Annotated in this window: 18 protein-coding genes; 11 read left to right on the top strand and 7 right to left on the bottom strand. The window is 60.2% G+C overall.

The genetic code is table 11. From position 1 onward, the window contains the following. Positions 1-52: 52 nt before the first annotated feature. The gene (locus EDC38_RS04645) at positions 53-1,327 is read left to right on the top strand and encodes a DUF5610 domain-containing protein (RefSeq protein WP_123637508.1); all 1,275 of its coding nucleotides are present in this window, start codon (positions 53-55) and stop codon (positions 1,325-1,327) included. Further along, on the top strand, positions 1,328-1,573 hold the full coding sequence (locus EDC38_RS04640) for a glutaredoxin family protein (protein ID WP_211331041.1): 246 nt from the start codon (positions 1,328-1,330) through the stop codon (positions 1,571-1,573). A gap of 17 nt (positions 1,574-1,590) precedes the next feature. Here the strand turns inward: EDC38_RS04640 and EDC38_RS04635 are convergent, their stop codons facing one another. Then, entirely contained in the window at positions 1,591-2,820 is a 1,230-nt protein-coding gene (locus EDC38_RS04635; RefSeq protein ID WP_123637507.1) for an EAL and HDOD domain-containing protein, read from the bottom strand. A 210-nt stretch (positions 2,821-3,030) separates the two neighbouring features. Between EDC38_RS04635 and EDC38_RS04630 the strand changes: the two genes are divergently transcribed. Next, positions 3,031-3,969 carry a chemotaxis protein gene (locus EDC38_RS04630; RefSeq protein ID WP_123637506.1) on the top strand — a complete coding sequence of 313 codons (939 nt, stop codon included), beginning with the start codon at positions 3,031-3,033 and terminating at the stop codon, positions 3,967-3,969. An 18-nt stretch (positions 3,970-3,987) separates the two neighbouring features. Here the strand turns inward: EDC38_RS04630 and EDC38_RS04625 are convergent, their stop codons facing one another. Then, on the bottom strand, positions 3,988-5,979 hold the full coding sequence (locus EDC38_RS04625) for a transglycosylase SLT domain-containing protein (protein ID WP_123637505.1): 1,992 nt from the start codon (positions 5,977-5,979) through the stop codon (positions 3,988-3,990). Between the two features lie 210 nt (positions 5,980-6,189). On the opposite strand from EDC38_RS04625, the gene uup reads away from it, so the two are divergent. Then, positions 6,190-8,088 carry an ATP-binding cassette ATPase Uup gene (gene uup, locus EDC38_RS04620; RefSeq protein ID WP_123637504.1) on the top strand — a complete coding sequence of 633 codons (1,899 nt, stop codon included), beginning with the start codon at positions 6,190-6,192 and terminating at the stop codon, positions 8,086-8,088. Positions 8,089-8,107: 19 nt separating this feature from the next. On the opposite strand, the gene EDC38_RS04615 is transcribed toward uup, so the two are convergent. Beyond that, positions 8,108-8,560, bottom strand: coding sequence for a universal stress protein (locus EDC38_RS04615; protein ID WP_024460344.1), 453 nt, complete (start codon positions 8,558-8,560; stop codon positions 8,108-8,110). 133 nt (positions 8,561-8,693) lie between these two features. Between EDC38_RS04615 and EDC38_RS04610 the strand changes: the two genes are divergently transcribed. Then, entirely contained in the window at positions 8,694-9,206 is a 513-nt protein-coding gene (locus EDC38_RS04610) for a hypothetical protein (RefSeq protein WP_123637503.1), read from the top strand. Here EDC38_RS04610 and EDC38_RS04605 read toward each other — a convergent pair. After that, positions 9,166-9,870 (bottom strand): hypothetical protein, encoded by a 705-nt coding sequence (locus tag EDC38_RS04605; protein ID WP_123637502.1) that lies wholly within the window; start codon positions 9,868-9,870, stop codon positions 9,166-9,168. The two genes, EDC38_RS04610 and EDC38_RS04605, sit on opposite strands and share 41 nt — an antisense overlap. Before the next feature lie 341 nt (positions 9,871-10,211). On the opposite strand from EDC38_RS04605, the gene topA reads away from it, so the two are divergent. From topA to EDC38_RS04590, 3 genes are all read left to right on the top strand, one after another. Next, positions 10,212-12,833 (top strand): type I DNA topoisomerase, encoded by a 2,622-nt coding sequence (gene topA / locus EDC38_RS04600; RefSeq protein ID WP_123637501.1) that lies wholly within the window; start codon positions 10,212-10,214, stop codon positions 12,831-12,833. 31 nt (positions 12,834-12,864) lie between these two features. Then, on the top strand, positions 12,865-13,374 hold the full coding sequence (locus EDC38_RS04595) for a DUF6586 family protein (protein WP_123637500.1): 510 nt from the start codon (positions 12,865-12,867) through the stop codon (positions 13,372-13,374). Between the two features lie 65 nt (positions 13,375-13,439). Next, complete coding sequence (locus tag EDC38_RS04590) at positions 13,440-13,697, top strand: hypothetical protein (RefSeq protein WP_123637499.1); 258 nt, start codon at positions 13,440-13,442, stop codon at positions 13,695-13,697. 180 nt (positions 13,698-13,877) lie between these two features. On the opposite strand, the gene EDC38_RS04585 is transcribed toward EDC38_RS04590, so the two are convergent. The 3 genes from EDC38_RS04585 to EDC38_RS04575 all read right to left on the bottom strand — a co-directional run bounded on the left by EDC38_RS04585 (position 13,878) and on the right by EDC38_RS04575 (position 15,320). Beyond that, a complete protein-coding gene (locus tag EDC38_RS04585; protein WP_123637498.1) occupies positions 13,878-14,273 on the bottom strand; it encodes a cell division inhibitor SulA in 396 nt (131 codons plus the stop codon). Further along, positions 14,266-14,868 (bottom strand): transcriptional repressor LexA, encoded by a 603-nt coding sequence (gene lexA / locus EDC38_RS04580; protein WP_024460336.1) that lies wholly within the window; start codon positions 14,866-14,868, stop codon positions 14,266-14,268. Before lexA ends, EDC38_RS04585 begins: the two co-directional genes overlap by 8 nt. A 137-nt stretch (positions 14,869-15,005) precedes the next feature. Beyond that, positions 15,006-15,320, bottom strand: a complete 315-nt coding sequence (locus EDC38_RS04575; protein WP_123637497.1) for a DUF6763 family protein — start codon at positions 15,318-15,320, stop codon at positions 15,006-15,008. Positions 15,321-15,609: 289 nt separating this feature from the next. Between EDC38_RS04575 and EDC38_RS04570 the strand changes: the two genes are divergently transcribed. The 3 genes from EDC38_RS04570 to EDC38_RS04560 all read left to right on the top strand — a co-directional run bounded on the left by EDC38_RS04570 (position 15,610) and on the right by EDC38_RS04560 (position 17,838). Next, the gene (locus EDC38_RS04570; RefSeq protein ID WP_123637496.1) at positions 15,610-16,869 is read left to right on the top strand and encodes a mechanosensitive ion channel family protein; all 1,260 of its coding nucleotides are present in this window, start codon (positions 15,610-15,612) and stop codon (positions 16,867-16,869) included. After that, a complete protein-coding gene (locus EDC38_RS04565) occupies positions 16,823-17,416 on the top strand; it encodes a hypoxanthine-guanine phosphoribosyltransferase (protein ID WP_211331040.1) in 594 nt (197 codons plus the stop codon). Before EDC38_RS04570 ends, EDC38_RS04565 begins: the two co-directional genes overlap by 47 nt. Before the next feature lie 206 nt (positions 17,417-17,622). Further along, the gene (locus tag EDC38_RS04560; RefSeq protein WP_024460332.1) at positions 17,623-17,838 is read left to right on the top strand and encodes a cold-shock protein; all 216 of its coding nucleotides are present in this window, start codon (positions 17,623-17,625) and stop codon (positions 17,836-17,838) included. Positions 17,839-17,946 lie beyond the last annotated feature (108 nt).

The following is a 17,946-nucleotide window of genomic DNA, read 5'->3' as shown; positions in this document are numbered from 1 at the left end:
CCGATACCGGGAAAGCGTATCGTAAATTCACTCGCCTCCCGGGAGGTGCATAATGCCCATTTCCTCAATTCACAGTGCCTCCGGTCGCCCGGCGGATCTTCTCCCCGAGCAGTCCGGGCGCAATGGTGGGGCTGCTTCTCAGGGAGCAGTGGCATCGGAGCGATCCCCGGGTGCCGAGACCTCCAGCCTGGAGGAACGCCGACAGAAAGCGTTCCAGACCATCGAGCAGACCCTGGCCATGGGCTACGAAAAGCTCGCCTCGAAGCGCGGTGGCGCGGCTCAGGCGTTCGACCGCTTTGAGCCCCTGAGCGCCGAAAAAGTCGCGGGTAATATACTTGGTTTTATCGAACGTCGACTCCTCAAAGACGCGGCCGAAGGCGCCACCGAAGCTCAACTGCAGGCGCGCCTGGATGCCGGATTGGAGGGCTTCAAAAAGGGCTTTGCCGAGGCGCAGAAGCAACTGGAAGCCCTGGCGAGCTTTACCCCCGAAATCCAGGCCGATATCGATGATACCCGCGAACGGGTGTTAGCCGGTGTCGAAGACCTCAGGCAGCGGATTGTTGACCAACAACTAGGTCAATCCCAACTGGGTCAATCCCCGTCGGATGAGCGCGCTGATGGTGCCAATACCTCCCGGTCCGAGGGACCGCTCGCCTATCGATATGAACAGGCCCGCGCCAGTCGGTTCAGCTTCGAGCTGATGACCGCCGAGGGGGACCGCGTTGCCATACAGGCCAACAGCAGTGCCGCTGTGTCGCTCAGTGGGTCGGGCAATGGGTCCTCCTTTTCCGCTGCGGCCAGCCGGTCATTGAGTTGGTCTGTGGAGGGCGATCTGAATGCCGATGAACGGTCCGCGATCGAATCCCTTCTGGGGGGCGTTGATCGTCTGGCCGAACAGTTCTTCTCCGGTGATCTGAATGGGGCGCTGGAATCGGCCATGGCGCTCGGTTACGACCGCGAGCAAGTGGCCAGCTTCTCCCTGAATCTGAGTCAATCGTCAATCCGGCAGGTCAGTGAAACTTATGGTCGGAGCACCGGAAAGCCCGAGCAGGGGCCCGGGCTTCAGGAGCGACTGGCGCCCTTGGGACAGTTTCTCCGGGGCCTGGAGGCAGCGCTGGCCGACGCATCCCGGGTGTCTGCGGGTCCTGAAACGCTGCTTCTGGACGTCGCCGAGCGTATGCTGCCGTCTGATCAAACCGAGACTCCAGCCCAGTCCCTGCGCGGGTTCATGGCGCAGATGCTGGAGACGCTGACCACCGACCCGGTGGGTGCCGAACCGCCTCAGCGTTCTTCGGCTGATGTCGGTGATACGTCCGGGGAGGCCTGATTGTCGGAACCGGTTCTGATCCTGTACACCACCCTCGGCTGTCATCTGTGCGAACAGGCCAAAGATGAACTCTGGCCTGCACTGACACAGACCGGGTGGCGGTTGGAAGAGGTGGATATAGCGGACTCGGATAGCCTGATGGCTCGCTACGGAACGCGCATTCCGGTGGTCGCCCGGTCCGATTCCGGAGCGGAACTGGGCTGGCCCTTCAGTTCGGGTGAGGTAACGGGATTACTCGAAGGATAGTGCGACCTCCGGTCGGCTCAGAGCTTTATCCCGATCTGATCCATGGTGTCGGAAACCCACTGAATGGCTTCCAGGTAGGCTTGTGAGAGCTGGCTGGCCGTGATGCCCACGCTGCTCAGATAGGACCAGTCGATCGCCCCCCAGGCGCCTCGCTCATAATGCTCCACGATATCCAGAATCCGTCCCTCGTGCCCCTGGTGGCGCAGCAGGGCCTCGCTCAGTTCCGGGCTCAGGGACAGGTTCCCCAACAGCACATCAAGCGGTACGTCCATGAACGCATCCAGGGTGGACAGCAGGCCGACGGTGAAGAACGCGTCCTGACGGGCCTCTCTTTGCATGGCACTGGCGAGGGTCTCGCACATTCGGGCGCGGGTCAGCGCCGCCACACTCAGTTCGGTGGGTTTGTTGCCGAGGTTGGCCATGGCCAACAGATTGACCCAGTTTTTGATGATATCCAGGCCGAGCAGGGTGATGGCCTGGCGTAAGGACTCGATGGTTCGCGGTAGGGCAAAGGCGGCGGAGTTGACCAGGCGCAACAGTTTATAGCTCAGTACCGGGTCCTGGGAGAGCAACTGCTCGACGCGCAGAATGGATACGTCAGGATCGTGCAGGGCAGCGAGCAGTTGCAGAACGGCCTGCTTGCTTTCCGAGATTTTGTGACCCGAGAGAATTTTCGGACGCGCGAGGAAATAGCCCTGAAACAGGTCGAACCCCAGGGCCCGGCAGCGCTCGAGCATTTCGTAGGTTTCCACCTTTTCGGCCAGCAAGGTGAGGCCCAGAGGTTTGAGGTGTTCTATATGATCCAGCAGCTCGGCTTCCGATAGTTGCAGTACGTCGAGCTTGACGATGTCGGCGTACTCCAGCAGAGGGCGGGTCTGCTCGGTGAGCACAAAATCATCCAGGGCAATGGTATAGCCCTCGGAGCGCAACTGCGTCAGGCCGGTCAGCAGTGCCTGATCGACCACCTGATCCTCCAGAACTTCCACCACCATCTGGCGTCGGTCGAAGGGCGGGGGCGTGATCAACAGTGTCCGGGTGAAATTGATGTAGGCCTTGAGTTTACCGACCACTTTTTCCAGTGAGAGATCGGTGAAGGTGTGCAGCAGTACCTGCGAGCTGGCGGAGTCACCATTGGTGAAGGAAGCCAGGTTTCCGGAGCCTGAGCGACACAGCAGTTCGTAGGCGACGACCTGCATGGAACGGTTGAAAATGGGCTGCCGCGCCAGCAGCGGTAGAAGCTCAGACATGGGGGCTACTGCGTTATCCTTAAATCGAACCAGTGGGCCAGTTTAGCCCGGTCCGGTCCTTGTACACAATCGTCGGGAGCGGAAGCCGGGGAAATGGGTAAGGCCAAATTGATGAATATTGTGCCATTTCTGCTAGACTGGGCGGTATCTGGCGCCGCTGCAATGCTCATCAGACAATAATCAAGCGCGCCTTCTTTCGGGGATTTCACTATGGCAAACCTGCTCAGTACCGTGGATCAGCGAACCCGCCTGGTGGGCGAAAACCGGTTGGAGCTGCTGTTGTTCCGATTGGGGGGCGCCCAGTTGTTCGCAATCAATGTCTTCAAGGTCCAGGAAGTGGTCAAAATGCCCCGGTTGCGCCGGGTGCCTCACAGTTACTCCCAGGTTTGTGGCGTGACCCAGTGGCGCGGACAGACGATTCCGGTACTGGATTTGAGTGCCGCGATCGGCGCCCGGGCTCTGCCACCGGGCACCGAACAGAACCTGATCGTCACGGAGTACAACCGCTCGGTACAGGCCTTCATGACCGGGCCGGTAGACCGTATTGTCAATCTGAACTGGGAGGAGGTATTGCCGCCACCGGAAGGGGCGGGACGCGGTCACTTTCTGACCTCGATCACCCGTGTGGACGGCCGGCTGGTGGAAATTCTGGATGTTGAGCGGGTTCTGGCTGAAGTGGCGGCGCTGAACACCGCGGTATCCGATCAGACGCTGGATCATACGCTGGCCCGCGAAGCCCGGGCACGGGGGCTGAAGGTGCTGCTCGCCGAGGACTCGGCAACCGCCGTCGCCCAGGTCCGGGAGACGCTCAGCGAGCTGGGGCTCGAGCTGATTGCGGTGCAAGACGGCCTGAAAGCGCTGCGGCAACTGCAGGCGTGGGTCGCCGAGGGTAAGCGGGTTACCGATGAGGTGGTCATGCTGATCACCGATGCGGAGATGCCCGAAATGGACGGTTATCGACTGACTGCGGAAATTCGTCAGTCGGTGGATTTCGGGGACCTGCACGTGGTCATGCATACCTCGCTCAGCGGCGGGTTCAATCAGGCGATGGTATCCAAGGTGGGCTGTGATGCCTTTCTGTCAAAGTTCGCGCCGGACGAGTTGGCCAGTGTGGTTCAGGCCCGGCTGAAAGCCTACCTGAACCTCTGATTCCGGTAGCGCGCTCGATCAGAAGGGCGCGCTTGCTTCCTCTGCGGTAATGAAGGGACTTTTCTCTCCCATCCGGTAGCCGTAAATCACCGAGTAAGACAGCACGTTCTGTACATAGCCCCGGGTTTCCCGAAACGGTATGGTTTCAATCCAGACGTCGTAGGGCAACTTGTGGGTCTTCTCTCGCAACCATTGCTTTACTCGATAGGGGCCGGCGTTGTAGGCCGCCGTGGCGAGAATCCGGTTGCCGCCGAACTCGGTCAGCAGTTCATTCAGGTAACGGCTCCCCAGCGCGATGTTCTTCTCCGGGCTGAGCAGATCGGCGCGTCGGTAGGGCACGCCCGCTTTTCGGGCGGTCTGCTGAGCGGTGGCGGGCATCAGCTGCATAAGCCCCATGGCGCCGGCCGGTGAGCGGGCGTGGGGCATGAAGGCGCTCTCCTGGCGGGCAATGGCGAACAGCAGGTGAGGGTGGATGGCGGTGTCCCGGGCGGCGGTCTGGACATGCTCCTGATAGGCGAGGGGAAAGCGCATCTGCAGGTCGTCCCAGAAACGAGCGCTGATCATTGCCTGAATGCCTTTGCGGTGCCAGCCCCAGCGCTGGGCCAGTTTGCCGGCCGCCATGATCCGCTCGTGCTCCAGCCCGGGTACGGTGTAATACCACTCGCGGCTGGCCGCAACGGTGTCGCCGATCATCAACCATTCATAGGCGCGCTGCAACGCCGGGTGCTGTTCCATTTCGGTCAGCACGGCGTCTGAAACCGGTGCTGGCTGGTCCAGGAGTCGGTACTCGAAACCCAGCTTGTCGGCGGAGAGAAACCCGTAAAAGCTCCGGGTGGCGGCCACGGCGGCGTAGAGATCTCTCGGTTCGGGGCCGGTGTTCTCCAGCGCCAGTTCCTCGATCATCCGGGCGCGCCAGTAGCGCCACCGCTCGCTGTCCTGAGCCTCGGCGGGGAGCTGGTTGAGCCAGGTATAGGCGCGCTCCCAGTCCAGTTGCTCCAGGGCGTCTCGGATCAGGGATTCGACCAGCTCGGTATTGCCCAGTGCCGGGACGGTGGCCAGCAGTTGATCGGCCTGCTCCCGGTGGCCCTGGAAGATCAAGCGCTGGGCAATGGTCTCCTGGGTGGCCAGGCGCTCTGTGTGGGAAAACAGTTGCTGGGCATCGTAACCGCGCCAGAGCGCAAGAGCCTGAAGCGCATCCCGGCGCGCAAGGCGTTGAATGCCGTGGCTGATGATGTCCTGCATGGCCTCGGACTGCTCGCGAAAACGTGCGGTCTGGGCGAGCGCCTTGGGGTTGCGGTTCACCTCTCGCATCAATCTGGCTTTGCCTTGCCAGCTATCCGGCATCTGTCGCGCAAGGTAGTTGGCCAGGCCGTAGGCGCGTCCTTTGATGGCCTTGGTATGGCGCTCCCAGGTGATGGCCGGTGTCAGACGCCCTTCGGCCATCCAGCGGTCGAATACCGGGTCACAGGCCTCCGGTTGCGAACGCGCCACATTCCACAGGGGTTCGACCTCATCCAGGGCACTCTTGTCGCCCCGGGTCAGGCGGGCGTGGAGGGCGTGGCAGGCCAGCTCGGTGTCCCCAAGGGCGCCCGGGTAATCGCTGAGGTACTGTTCCCAGCGCTTCTGGCGGGCGAGGCTGTGCAACCACTGGCGCTGGAGTTGATGGGCGAGATAGGAGCCCGACTCGGCCTCCAGAAAATTCCCGACCGCCTCGGGGGAGGCTTTCTGCAGGTTGCGGGTCAGTTCCCGGTAGGTAAGGTAGGGGGCGAGGGGATACCCCTCCAGTTGCTCAAGAAGGGTCTCGTAGCGGGTCATCTGTCGCCGGGACAGGGCATCCCGGGCCTCCAGAAATGTCTGGCGCTGGGCCAGACGTTCAGAGCTTGCCGTGGTGGCGTCCGGCCATGCGGCGTCTTGCGACGAGGGATCCGCGAGTACTTTGGGTACGGCCAGGGACAGGCCGACAAAAACGGCGAACAGGAAGACGTGGGACCGAATACGCAGCGACCACATGGTGTTGCTACCTCATTCTCTCGTACATGAACCGGTAATTCGCGGATTGACCGGATTATTCTTCTGTGACGAGAAGGAAGGCTGTATGATGCCCATCCGTCCCGCGCTTGTCAGCTCAGCATAACAGGCCCCCGGGGCCCGCGCTACTGGCGTTCCGCGATAAAAACCGGATTTTTATTCCCTTTGTGCAGTACATCAAAAAGTGTTCCCATGTCATTGATTCGCTTAGAAAATGCCCAACTCAGTTATGGCCTGCAAGTGCTTCTGGATGGCGTTGACCTGTCGGTTGAAAAAGGTCGCCGACTCTGCCTGATAGGCCGCAATGGGGCCGGCAAGTCCAGCCTGATGAAAGTGCTGGCCGGTGAGGTCGATCTGGATGGCGGTACCGTGCAGGTGGGTCCCGAGGTCAAGGTGGCGCGGTTGGCCCAGGATCTTCCCGAGGCCGATGACAAAACCGTGTTTGACCTGGTGGCCGAGGGGCTGGGGGATGTGGGCGAGTTGCTGCAGAAATTCCATCACCTGTCCCACGCCGGTGGCGAGAGTGATATGAGTGAGTTGGCGCGCCTGCAACAGCAGATCGAAGCGCAGGACGGCTGGCAGTTCCAGCAGAAGGTGGATACCACCCTGACCCGCCTGGGGCTCGAAGGCGACTGGGCCATGGCCAACCTCTCCGGCGGCTGGCGCCGCCGGGTGGCTCTGGCTCAGGCGCTGGTGTCCGGGCCGGACGTACTGCTGCTCGATGAGCCCACCAACCACCTCGACATTGCCGCCATTGAGTGGCTCGAACAGCAGTTGCTCCAGTTCCCGGGCGCCCTGGTGTTCATTACCCACGATCGGTCTCTGTTGCAGAAACTTGCCACCGACATTGCCGAGCTGGATCGGGGGCATTTGCGCACCTGGTCGGGGACTTACGACCGGTACTTGGAGTACCGGGAGCAGGCTCTGGCGGAAGAGGCGCGTCACAATGCGCTGTTTGACAAGAAACTGGCCCAGGAGGAAGTCTGGATCCGTCAGGGCATAAAGGCGCGCCGCACCCGCAACGAAGGACGGGTTCGCGCTCTGAAAGCCATGCGGGAAACCCGCAATGAGCGCCGGGAGCTCCAGGGCAAGGCCTCGTTCTCGGTCAGCTCCGGGGAGCGTTCCGGCAAGCTGGTGGCGGAGCTGGAAAAGGTGTCCTACGGCTTCCCGGAGAAAGCAATTGTCTCGGACTTTTCCTCCGTCATCATGCGCGGTGACCGTATTGGCCTGATCGGTGCCAATGGCGCCGGCAAGAGTACGCTGCTGAAGTTGATTCTCGGGGAGCTGGAACCTCAGGAAGGACGGGTGCGCCTGGGTACCCAGTTGCAGGTGGCGTATTTTGATCAGTTGCGGGAACAGCTTAACCTCGATCAGAGCGCGGTGGACAATATTGCCGAGGGGCGCGAATTCATCGAGCTCAACGGCAAGTCGCGGCACATCATTTCCTATCTGGGCGACTTTCTGTTCACCGGGGAGCGGGCGAGAACCCCCTTGCGTGCGCTGTCCGGGGGCGAGCGCAACCGGGTTCTGCTGGCCAAGCTGTTCAGTAAGCCGGCCAACCTTCTGGTCATGGATGAGCCGACCAATGACCTGGATGTCGAGACGCTCGAGCTGCTTGAGGACTTGCTGACTGATTACGACGGCACCGTATTGCTGGTCAGCCACGACCGGGCATTCCTCAACAATATCGTCACCAGTGTCATCGCCTTTGAGGGGCGCGGTCGGGTGCGTGAGTATGTCGGGGGCTACGACGACTGGTTGCGCCAGGGGGGACGCTGGACTGATGATAGCGCGCCGTCTGAGCCAGCCGCCGCCGGGGTCTCCTCCGCGCCGTCGGCCCCGGCGGCGCCGGCGACCAAGCCCAAAAAGCTCAGCTATAAACTGCAGCGGGAGTTTGATCAGTTGCCGGAGCGGATTGAAGCGCTGGACGCCCGGCTGGACGCATTGCAGCAGCAGGCCGCGGATCCGGCGTTCTACAGCGAGCCACAGGACAAGGTGGATGCGCATTTGAAAGCGCTGGCCGATGTGGAGGCGGAGTTGGAGACGTGTTTTGAACGCTGGGCCGAGCTGGAGGACATGCAGGGCGCCTGAGAGCGCCCTGGCGCAAACATCAGGTCTCTCGGGTGTCGGATTCCGCTACCCGGACCGCGAGCACGTCGCAACTGGCACCGTGCAGAACACTGTTGGAGGTGGAGCCGAGCAGTAGCGCAAAACCTTTGCGGCCGTGGCTGCCGACAATGATCAGGTCGGCTCCTTCCTGATTGGCGAGATAGTGCAACTCGGTGGCCGGTTGGCCCACCAGCACATGTTCCTGCTGAATGGGGAAATCGACGTGCTGGGTCAGACGATGCAGCTCCTGTTCGGCTTTGAGTTGCAGTTGCTCCTGAACCTCTGACAGATCCACGGGCATGTCGCCGCCGTAGGCGAATGTCAGCGGCTCGATGACATGGGCGACACTGACCGTAGCCTGGCAGGCCTGGGCGAGCTCGGTGGCTCTCTGCAGAACCTGGGGCGACTCCTCGGACAAGTCCAGGCCAGCAATAATATGTTTGTAAACTGCCATAATCTGACGTCCCGTAACTGGTTGGCGAACGACCTGTAACTGGGAGAGATATTTTGCTCTCCGATGCTATTGATAGTAGCACTTTTAAAGAGCGGGATCAGTGGAACAGTCAATACCGGGAGGAGTGTGAGCGGTGAATATCTGGATAGTCGTCATTTTACTGGGCGTGCTCGCCATGGTGCTGGGGCCGGTCATGATGCTTCAACCCAGCGAGCGCGACCGCCAGCAGGAAGCGGTGCGTCGGCGGGCGACCGAAAAAGGCCTGCGGGTCACTCTGGAAGCCTTGCCTAGACAGGCAACCGATCTCAGTGAACCGGAGCGACTGCCGGTCTATCGCCAGCCCGCGGCCAAAGGGGGAGGGCCGGCCCGGGACTGGATGCTGGTGCGGGCCGCCTACGAGCACGAGTCGCATTTTATGGGGGTATGGGCCTGGCAGGGAAAGGGCCGAGCTACGCCCGCTGAGCGAGCCTGTTTGCGCGAGTGTCTGCCCCGAATGCCGCGCTCGGTACGCGCCCTCAGTGGTGACCCGGGGGGGTGGTCGATCTATTGGACCGAAGCGGGGGGTGACCGGGCGCTCGCGGTTGTCGAGGAGACTCTGGCCGCCCTCAGGGGTTGTAGTCCGTCTCCGGCATCAGCTCCTGGCTGAGCGCCTTGCGCTTGCCCTGAATCACCTCCCCGAGCTCCCGGATCATCGCCATGCGTTGCGGGTAGGGGTGATCGGAACCGATCAGCAGCCCCTGGGCGCGTTTGTAATACGCCTGGGACGTAGTGATATCGCCGCGCTGCAACGCCTTGTGGCCCTCGGCGATGTAGGTCACCACATCGATCATCAGTCGGGTCCAGGACAGGTCGAGCAGGTAGTCACTGAGCGTGCCCCCCTCCAGGCGCCCCTCGTTGTCCTGTCGGCGCAATACCTGAGCGGCCTGATCAAGGCACTCCCTGGCGCGTGCCATCTCGGCGTCGCTCTCCCTCAGGCGGCCGGCGTGGCTCGGCTCTTGATCGTGCAACATTTCGTCCGCCCGCTCCCGGACATGGGCGATCCGGGTTTCCAGGTGGGTTTTGTCGCCCTCCTCGAGCTCCAGCATCTGCTCGAGCAGGTGCAGTATTTCCCGGTTGATACAACGGGCGATGGCGCGGTTGCGCAGCGTTTCTTCGATCCCGACCAAGACCTCCTCCAGGGCGTCAATCCGCCAGCGAACCCGGCGCTGCCGCAATCGGATCTGGCGAAAGCGTTCCTCGCGCTGGTTGACCAGATGCACGATCAGCAGCGATAGAAACAGCAGTGATGTCAGCAGCAATAAGCTGGCCATGACGCTCCGGGGGTCATCAATGGAAGAAATAATTCCTGACGGGGTTGGGCCCGCTTTTCAGGTTGTCGGCTCGCGTTGCCAAAGCTTTATGATCTATTTTTATCAAACCCTTGTAAATCAAGCAGATAGACGCGTCTTCCCGGGGCCGTCGGCGACCCTGCCAGCGCTGTGAGGGAAGCACCTGAGCGACGGTTCTGGCGGTGTTGATCGACGCCTTGAGGAAGTTCGCGACTTGACCCAGCCCGGTTGAGGACTTATATATGCGCACCTCAACCGGCATTTTGCAGCGCTCTGGCCATCCGGCTAGCCGCTCTCACTCGGAACGGACAAAGAAGAGTCGCATGGGTAAATCCTTAGTTATTGTCGAATCCCCGGCCAAGGCCAAGACGATCAATAAATATCTGGGCAACGATTTTATCGTCAAGTCCAGTGTCGGTCACATTCGGGATCTGCCCACCAGTGGCAACTCCAAACCGGTCGATCCCAAAGAGCGCGCCCGCCAGGCGGCCAAGACCCGCAAGCTGTCACCGGCCGAAAAGGCCAAGTACAAGGCGAAGAAGCAGAAAGAGCAGTTGATCAAACGGATGGGTATTGATCCCGAGCACGGCTGGGACGCCCACTATGAAATTCTGCCGGGCAAGGAAAAGGTGGTCGATGAGCTGCGCAAGCTCGCGGCCAAGGCTGACACCATCTACCTCGCAACGGACTTGGACCGCGAAGGGGAGGCGATTGCCTGGCACCTGCAGGAGGCCATTGGTGGTCAGCCCGAGCAGTATCGGCGAGTGGTGTTCAACGAAATTACCAAAAGCGCGATTCAGAACGCCTTCAAGCAGCCCGGTCGTATCGATCGGGACCGGGTCAATGCCCAGCAGGCGCGCCGGTTCCTGGACCGGGTGGTCGGCTATATGCTGTCGCCGCTGCTGTGGGAGAAAATCGCCCGCGGTCTGTCGGCCGGGCGGGTACAATCGGTCGCGGTGCGCCTGGTGGTTGAGCGCGAGCGGGAAATTCGCGCCTTCGTGCCCGAGGAATACTGGACCCTGGCAGCCCAACTGAAAGCCGGTGGTGGCGAGGCGGTGCGCTTCGAAGTCAAAAAGCAGGGAGACAAGGCGTTCAAGCCGCTCAATGAGTCCCAGGCCATGGCCGCGGTCAAGGCGCTGGAAGGGGCACGCTACGAGGTGGCGGACCGGGAGGACAAGCCCACCAAGTCCAAACCGCCCGCGCCATTTATTACCTCTACCCTTCAGCAGGCCGCGAGTACCCGGCTGGGGTTTGGGGTCAAAAAAACCATGATGATGGCCCAGCGCCTGTATGAGGCGGGTTACATCACCTACATGAGAACCGACTCCACCAATCTGAGTCAGGAAGCAGTGGCCAACTGCCGCGACTTTATTCAGGACGAGTACGGCAAGCGCTATCTGCCGGAAAGCCCCGTGGTCTACTCCAGCAAGGAGGGGGCCCAGGAGGCACACGAAGCGATCCGTCCCTCCAATGTAACGGTCAAGCCCAACCACCTCAGTGGTATGGAGCGTGATGCCGAGCGTCTCTACACTTTGATCTGGCAGCAGTTTGTGGCCTGTCAGATGAGCCCGGCGGAATTTACCAGCACCTCGATCGTGGTCAAGGCCGAGGACTTCGAGCTGCGCACCCGCGGCCGGGTCATTCGCTTTGACGGCTTCCTGAAGGTGCTGCCTCCGGTGGCCAAAAAAGATGAAGACGTAGTGCTGCCGGATATTAAAGTGGGGCAGGTGCTGCCTCTGATCAAACTTGAACCCTCCCAGCACTTCACCAAACCGCCGGCGCGCTTTACCGAAGCGAGCCTGGTAAAAGAGCTGGAGAAGCGGGCGATTGGGCGCCCATCGACCTACGCGTCGATCATTTCCACGATCCAGGATCGCGGTTACGTGCGTCAGGAAAATCGCCGGTTCTACGCGGAAAAAATGGGCGATATCGTCACCGAGCGTCTGGTGGAGAGTTTTGATGACCTGATGGACTACGGCTTTACCGCCAGTATGGAAGACTCCCTCGACGATGTTGCCCAGGGTGAGAAAAACTGGCAGCAGCTACTCGATGAATTCTATGCGGAGTTCACCCGTAAACTGGAGCAGGCCCAGAGCAGTGACAACGGTATGCGGGCCAACTCGCCCACCGATACCGATATCAAGTGCGAACAGTGCGGTCGGCCAATGCAGATCCGCACCGGGAGTACCGGTGTGTTCCTGGGCTGCTCGGGCTACAGTCTGCCGCCCAAAGAGCGTTGTAAAAACACTATGAACCTGGTCTCCGGCGACGAAGCGCTGGATGCGGATGCGGATGAAGAGGCCGAGTCCAGGCTGCTGCGCACCAAGCGCCGGTGCAAATTGTGCAATACCGCAATGGACAGCTATCTGCTCGACAGCAAGCGTAAATTGCACATCTGTGGCAATAACCCGGACTGTCCGGGATACGAAGTGGAAGAGGGCAGCTTCAAGCTGAAAGGCTACGAAGGTCCGACTCTTGAGTGCGACAAGTGCGGCAGCGAAATGCAGCTCAAGACCGGCCGTTTCGGTAAGTACTTCGGCTGCACCAACAGCGAGTGTAAAAATACCCGCAAGCTGCTCAAGAGCGGTGAGCCTGCGCCACCGAAAATGGACCCGGTACCCATGCCGGAGCTCAAGTGCGAGAAGGTGGATGACACCTACGTCCTGCGCGATGGCGCATCCGGCCTGTTCCTGGCGGCGAGCCAGTTCCCCAAAAACCGGGAGACCCGCGCGCCTCTGGTGGCGGAAATTGTGCCGCACAAAAAAGAGATCGATCCCAAATACAAGTTTCTCTTTTCCGCGCCGACGGAAGACCCGGATGGCAACAAAACGGTGATTCGCTACAGCCGCAAGACCAAAGAGCAGTATGTACAGTCCGAAGTGGATGGTAAGGCGACCGGCTGGAAAGCCTTTTATGAAAAAGGCAAGTGGGTCGCCAACAAGTAATCAGCCGCCGGGCTGTTGATGAGGTTTGTTAATGGCTGGAACCAGTCTGACACGGGTCAATCAGAAGCTGGCCTATTGTCGCGCGCTGCTCAAGCAGCTGGCCCGGGACGGCGCGCCCGGGAATGCCAACGAACGCCTGCGCCAGCAGGCGTTGCTCGATGGAGCGGCATTTCACTTGCTCTGTGGCTACCGGCATTATCTGCGGGAGTTGGCCGAAAACTACTCGGTTCCCGACGTGAGTCGTATCACCACCGAGCAGGACTTGCTGGAGGCGCTCGAGCGTTTCGGCAAGAACCCCTCAGAAGCCCGTGAGCTGCTCACCCTTCGCACCAATCCGGACAGTTGGCTCGGTGCCCTCCAAGAGGCCTTCGACGCCTGCTGGGCCGCCTCAGGAGCGGCGCCGGTCGCGCGCATTGAGGTGCTGGACCTGGAGTCGCCCGACGGCGCTCCGGGAAAGGTTACTCAGGCCCGGATGACCCTGTGGTTTGAGGCGTTCAACGAGTTGGTGGAACGACAGCGGGAGACCAGCGCGGAATACTGAGGGCCCAGGTCTGGCAGCCTGTGGTAAACTGACGCCCAGTTGTCATCGAAGAAGGCGGAGAAGTTATGTCATCATCCCTGTATGAAATTGTGGAGCTGGCCAATGGCGATGTGGTTCTGCAGCGGGCCGATGAGAATGGCGAGCCTCTGGTGAGCATCCGGTTCTCTGCCGACTCCCTGTCCTATATGCGCGAAGGCAAGCTGGATGTGGCCAAGGCCATGATTGAGGCGGGAATGGAAGCCGCCAGTGAGATTGCCGAAGACGGCGCGGAAGATTTTCTGGGTGAGTTTGCCGATACCGAGGAAAAGCCGGTTTATCACTGAGGCCGCAGTCTCCACTGAGGTCACAGTCTCCAATCAGGTCACAGCCTCCACTCAGGTCACAGCCTCCACTCAGGTCACAGTCTCGTGCCCCATGAGCCGCGCTCACGCGCGGCGAAGAGTTAGCGTTTCAAGCAGTACAGAGCCGCTCCAGTCCTGGAGCGCAGGCCGCCTGTCCCTCCGCTATCGAACCCGCAATAACAGAGCCTGACATTGCCCCTGCAAGGCGGCGGCTTCGAGTTGCTTTAGCTCGCGATCGCTCAAGGCACCCGGGCTTGCAATGACGGTGTGGCTGTTGCCTTTGGCAAGGGCTTCCCAGAGTATCCAGCGGTTGTCGTCGGTTTCCGGTGCGTGAATCAGGCGAATGCTGCGTGTATCCACGCCGTACCGCTCGAGCAACCTGCGGTCCACCGGGCCGGGACTGATCCAGGTCAGCCAACGATCGCTCGGGGTTCGGCTCAGGTGCGCCACCATGGGCAGTAACAGTTGGGTCTGCTCCGGGGCGTTGTGGGTCAGTACCAGCTCGGTAATGCCGCCGGCGGGTGCCGGTGATGCCGATTGAATGGGGGCGTTAATCACGGCGAATGACTCCTACACTGAGACCTTCAATAGTGAACTCCTGATCGCGCAAGTCCACCTCAATGACATCGAAATCCGGATTTTCCGGCCAGAGCTCCACCTGGGCGCGGTTGCCGACTCGCTTGAAGCGTTTTACTGTGACCTCCTCACCAATGCGAGCGACCACAATCTGACCGTTGCGGACCTGTTGAGTGCGGTGAACCGCCAGCAGATCGCCATCCAGAATGCCCGCGTCTTTCATGCTCATACCGTGTACGCGCAGCAGGTAATCCGCCTGCGGGGTAAAGAAGCTGTGGGGGAGCTGGCAGTAATCTTCGATGTGTTCCTGTGCGAGAATGGGGCTGCCGGCCGCGACCCGTCCGACCAGTGGCAGTCCCTGCTGGGGCTCGACCAGCTTGATGCCGCGGGAGGCGCCGGGAATCACTTCGATGGCGCCTTTGCGGGCCAGGGCCTTGATGTGCTCCTCGGCCGCATTGGCGGATTTGTACCCCAGAATGCGGGCAATCTCGGCGCGGGTTGGCGGATAGCCGGTTTCTTCCGCGTAATTCTTGATCAACTGCAACACCTTTTCCTGGCGAGGGGTCAAGTTGTACATGGCGAGCTCCGTGGCAGTTCTGTGGGGACCAGTGTGGTCTGGGTTTTTATACAGATATTGTGATTATATACAGTTATCACCTGTATGCAAGCACAGGTGACAAAAGTGGTTGGGGGCAGGGCGGGTTGGCGGCGGGGTCAGTCGTCGTAGCCGGGGAAGAGGTCGGGCTCGATGTCGTTCAGGGGGTTGTTCCAGGAGTCCGGGACCAGCACGTCATCGTCGTTCCAGCGATCCTCCTGGCTGAGTTCGTAGCCGGCTTCGGAGTCCTCCGGGGCGGCCGCGGGCACCAGTGGCAGTAGGGGCCAGGTTTCCAGGTCAAATTCACCGATGGCACCGTCGAGATACTGCACCTCAATGGTACCCTGCTGCTCATCCAGCGCGACCACTTCAAAGACCTGCTGGTCTTCGCGATCAAAGTACCAGGCGCCAATGCTTGGAGACTGAAAGCCCATGACTCAATGCTCCCATTTGCGTGAATGAAAAGCGTCCGCGGTGCGGCGGAATCGCCGATGAGTTACCTTACCATGGCTTTTCCGCTCCCTAGCAAGCGGTGCGCGAGCGGCGGGAGGACGCTCAGGAAGCGAGTTGTCCGGGAACTCGTGGGGTCGGTCGCGGTAATTGCCTAATTTTCCTTGAGGTTTTGGCTTTTGCCTCGGCGTGGGTATACTCCGCTGAGTCTAAATGAATCTATCGGCAGAGTTTTACATAAAAACTTTGTCTAAACATGTTTGAGTGATTGCCATGGAATTATTGGATCCGATAAAGACCTTCCTGACCGATCTGGCCGATCGGGATCAGCTCTGGATACTGCATGCATTTGCTGTGGTGTTGGCCACTCTGGTAGTGGCCATGGTGGTCAGCTTTATTGTCAAACGCCTGGAGAAGAAGGCAGACAGCGCGAACGCCATCTGGCTGATGATGGCGTTCCGCTCGGTTCGACCGCCATTGAAGGGCATCATCTGGCTGATGGGCATCAGTTGGGCCAGCTACCTGACCCATCAGGGGGCGGATATCGAGCTGATGGGTGCGGTTGAGACCATTCGTCAGGTGGGTATTGTGTTGCTGGTTACGTGGTTTCTGGTGCGCTTTATCCGGTTGGGAGAGAAAGAGTTTCTGAACCCGAGAGTCGGGGAGCCGGGTGATCCCACCACGGTAGGTGCGGTCAGTAAGCTGTTACGGGCCTCGGTGGTCATCACCGCGGTGCTGGGGCTGCTGCAGGCGCTCGGGTACAGTATCTCCGGGGTACTTGCCTTTGGTGGTGTCGGCGGTATCGCAGTGGGTTTTGCCGCGAAGGACCTGCTGGCGAACTTTTTTGGTGGTCTGACGATTTATATGGATCGACCGTTCGCGGTCGGTGACTGGGTGCGGTCACCGGACAAGGAGATTGAGGGTGTGGTGGAAAATATCGGTTGGCGTCAGACCCGTATCCGCACCTTTGACCGCCGGCCACTGTATGTGCCCAACGCTACCTTCACCCAGATTTCGGTGGAGAACCCGTCGCGCATGGAAAATCGGCGGATTCTGGAAACCATCGGCATCCGCTATGATGATGTCGACAAGATGGGTGATATTGTTGCCGATGTCCGACAGATGTTGCTGGACGATGAGCGCATTGAAACGGACCATCAGACGCTCATTGTCAATTTCAACACCTTTGCCGCCAGTTCGCTGGACTTCTTCGTCTACACCTTTACCAAAACTGTCAATTGGGTGGAGTTTCACGAAATCAAGCAGGATGTCATGCTGAAAATCGCCGACATTATTGCTGGGTACGGTGCGGAAATTGCGTTCCCGACTTCCACACTGCATGTGCCTGAGCCGGTCCGTCTGTCGGGCCATGACGGTGGGGGGACATCCCAGTCCGAGCGTGAATCACCGGCGGAGAATAAGGGAGCAGACCGGGCCTCAGGCAAGAATCAAGAACCGAGCAATCGCTCGGCGGGCGATGCGACCTATGGTCCTGAGGTGGACGGCGAGCAATCCGGTGGCGATGGTGATTGATGCCAATTGGCCCGAGTCGGCGGAGTGCCTGTATACCCGCAACGAGCTGGAGCGGGCGCTCGATCGTCTATCGCGCGAAATAGGCGACAGGTTGACCGGGCCTGAGCCATTATTGGTGCTCACGGTGATGCATGGCGGCCTGGTGACCGCCGGACACTTGCTGCCGCGCCTGTCGATGCCGCTGGAAACGGACTATGTTCACGCCAGTCGCTATGGGCATCGGATGGACGGCGATGACCAGTTGCGGTGGCTGCACCGACCGGCCACTCCGCTGGCTGGCCGACGGATCCTGATTGTTGACGATATCCTCGATCAGGGGCTGACGCTGAAGGGGCTTGTGGAGGCCTGTCGGGCTCAGGGGGCGCTCTCCATCCATACGGCGGCGCTGGTGCAAAAACGCCTGCCTGACCCGCCGGCGGTCGAGGCGGACTTCGTTGGGCTGACGGTGCCGGATCGCTTTGTTTTCGGGTTTGGCATGGATTATCAGGGGCTGTGGCGTAACGCGCCCGGCCTATACGCCGTTCCCGAATCTGATGGTGGGCATTAGTCCGACGGTCTGGCTATCTGGTTGTCCATATAACCAAAAACGCTAAGAGTGTCTCAAAATCCACAGGTGAGACTGGACAATCGGGGTCAGATGGCTTAAAACGTGGGCGTCCGTCAATAACGGATGGAGTAAAGCCCGGGTGACCGGGCGTTAAAACCAAAGACGAAAGACGTCAGGATTTTTCATAAGAATAATGGGGTATCACTATGGCTGAGCGAGCGTCAGGAACCGTCAAATGGTTCAATAACGCCAGAGGCTACGGGTTTATCACCTGTGGCGAAGACAGTGACGATATTTTCGTGCACTACCGCAACATTCGAGGTGAGGGCTACCGCTCTCTGTCCGAGGGGCAGAGTGTGGAGTTTGAACTGCTCGAAGGTGATAAAGGGCTCCAGGCCGACGACGTCGTCGCCGTTGCCTGACACCAGTGCGGTCACCCGTCGCCGGTAGCGGGCGGGTGTGTTCATGTTGATCAAGGTAATAACCGTTTCTCCTTTCGATTATTTTCCTCTCACCCGCCTGTTTTTTCG

Source organism: Marinimicrobium koreense (assembly GCF_003762925.1).
Classification (GTDB): Bacteria; Pseudomonadota; Gammaproteobacteria; order Pseudomonadales; family Cellvibrionaceae; genus Marinimicrobium; species Marinimicrobium koreense.
This window is presented reverse-complemented; position numbering and strand designations above follow the sequence as displayed.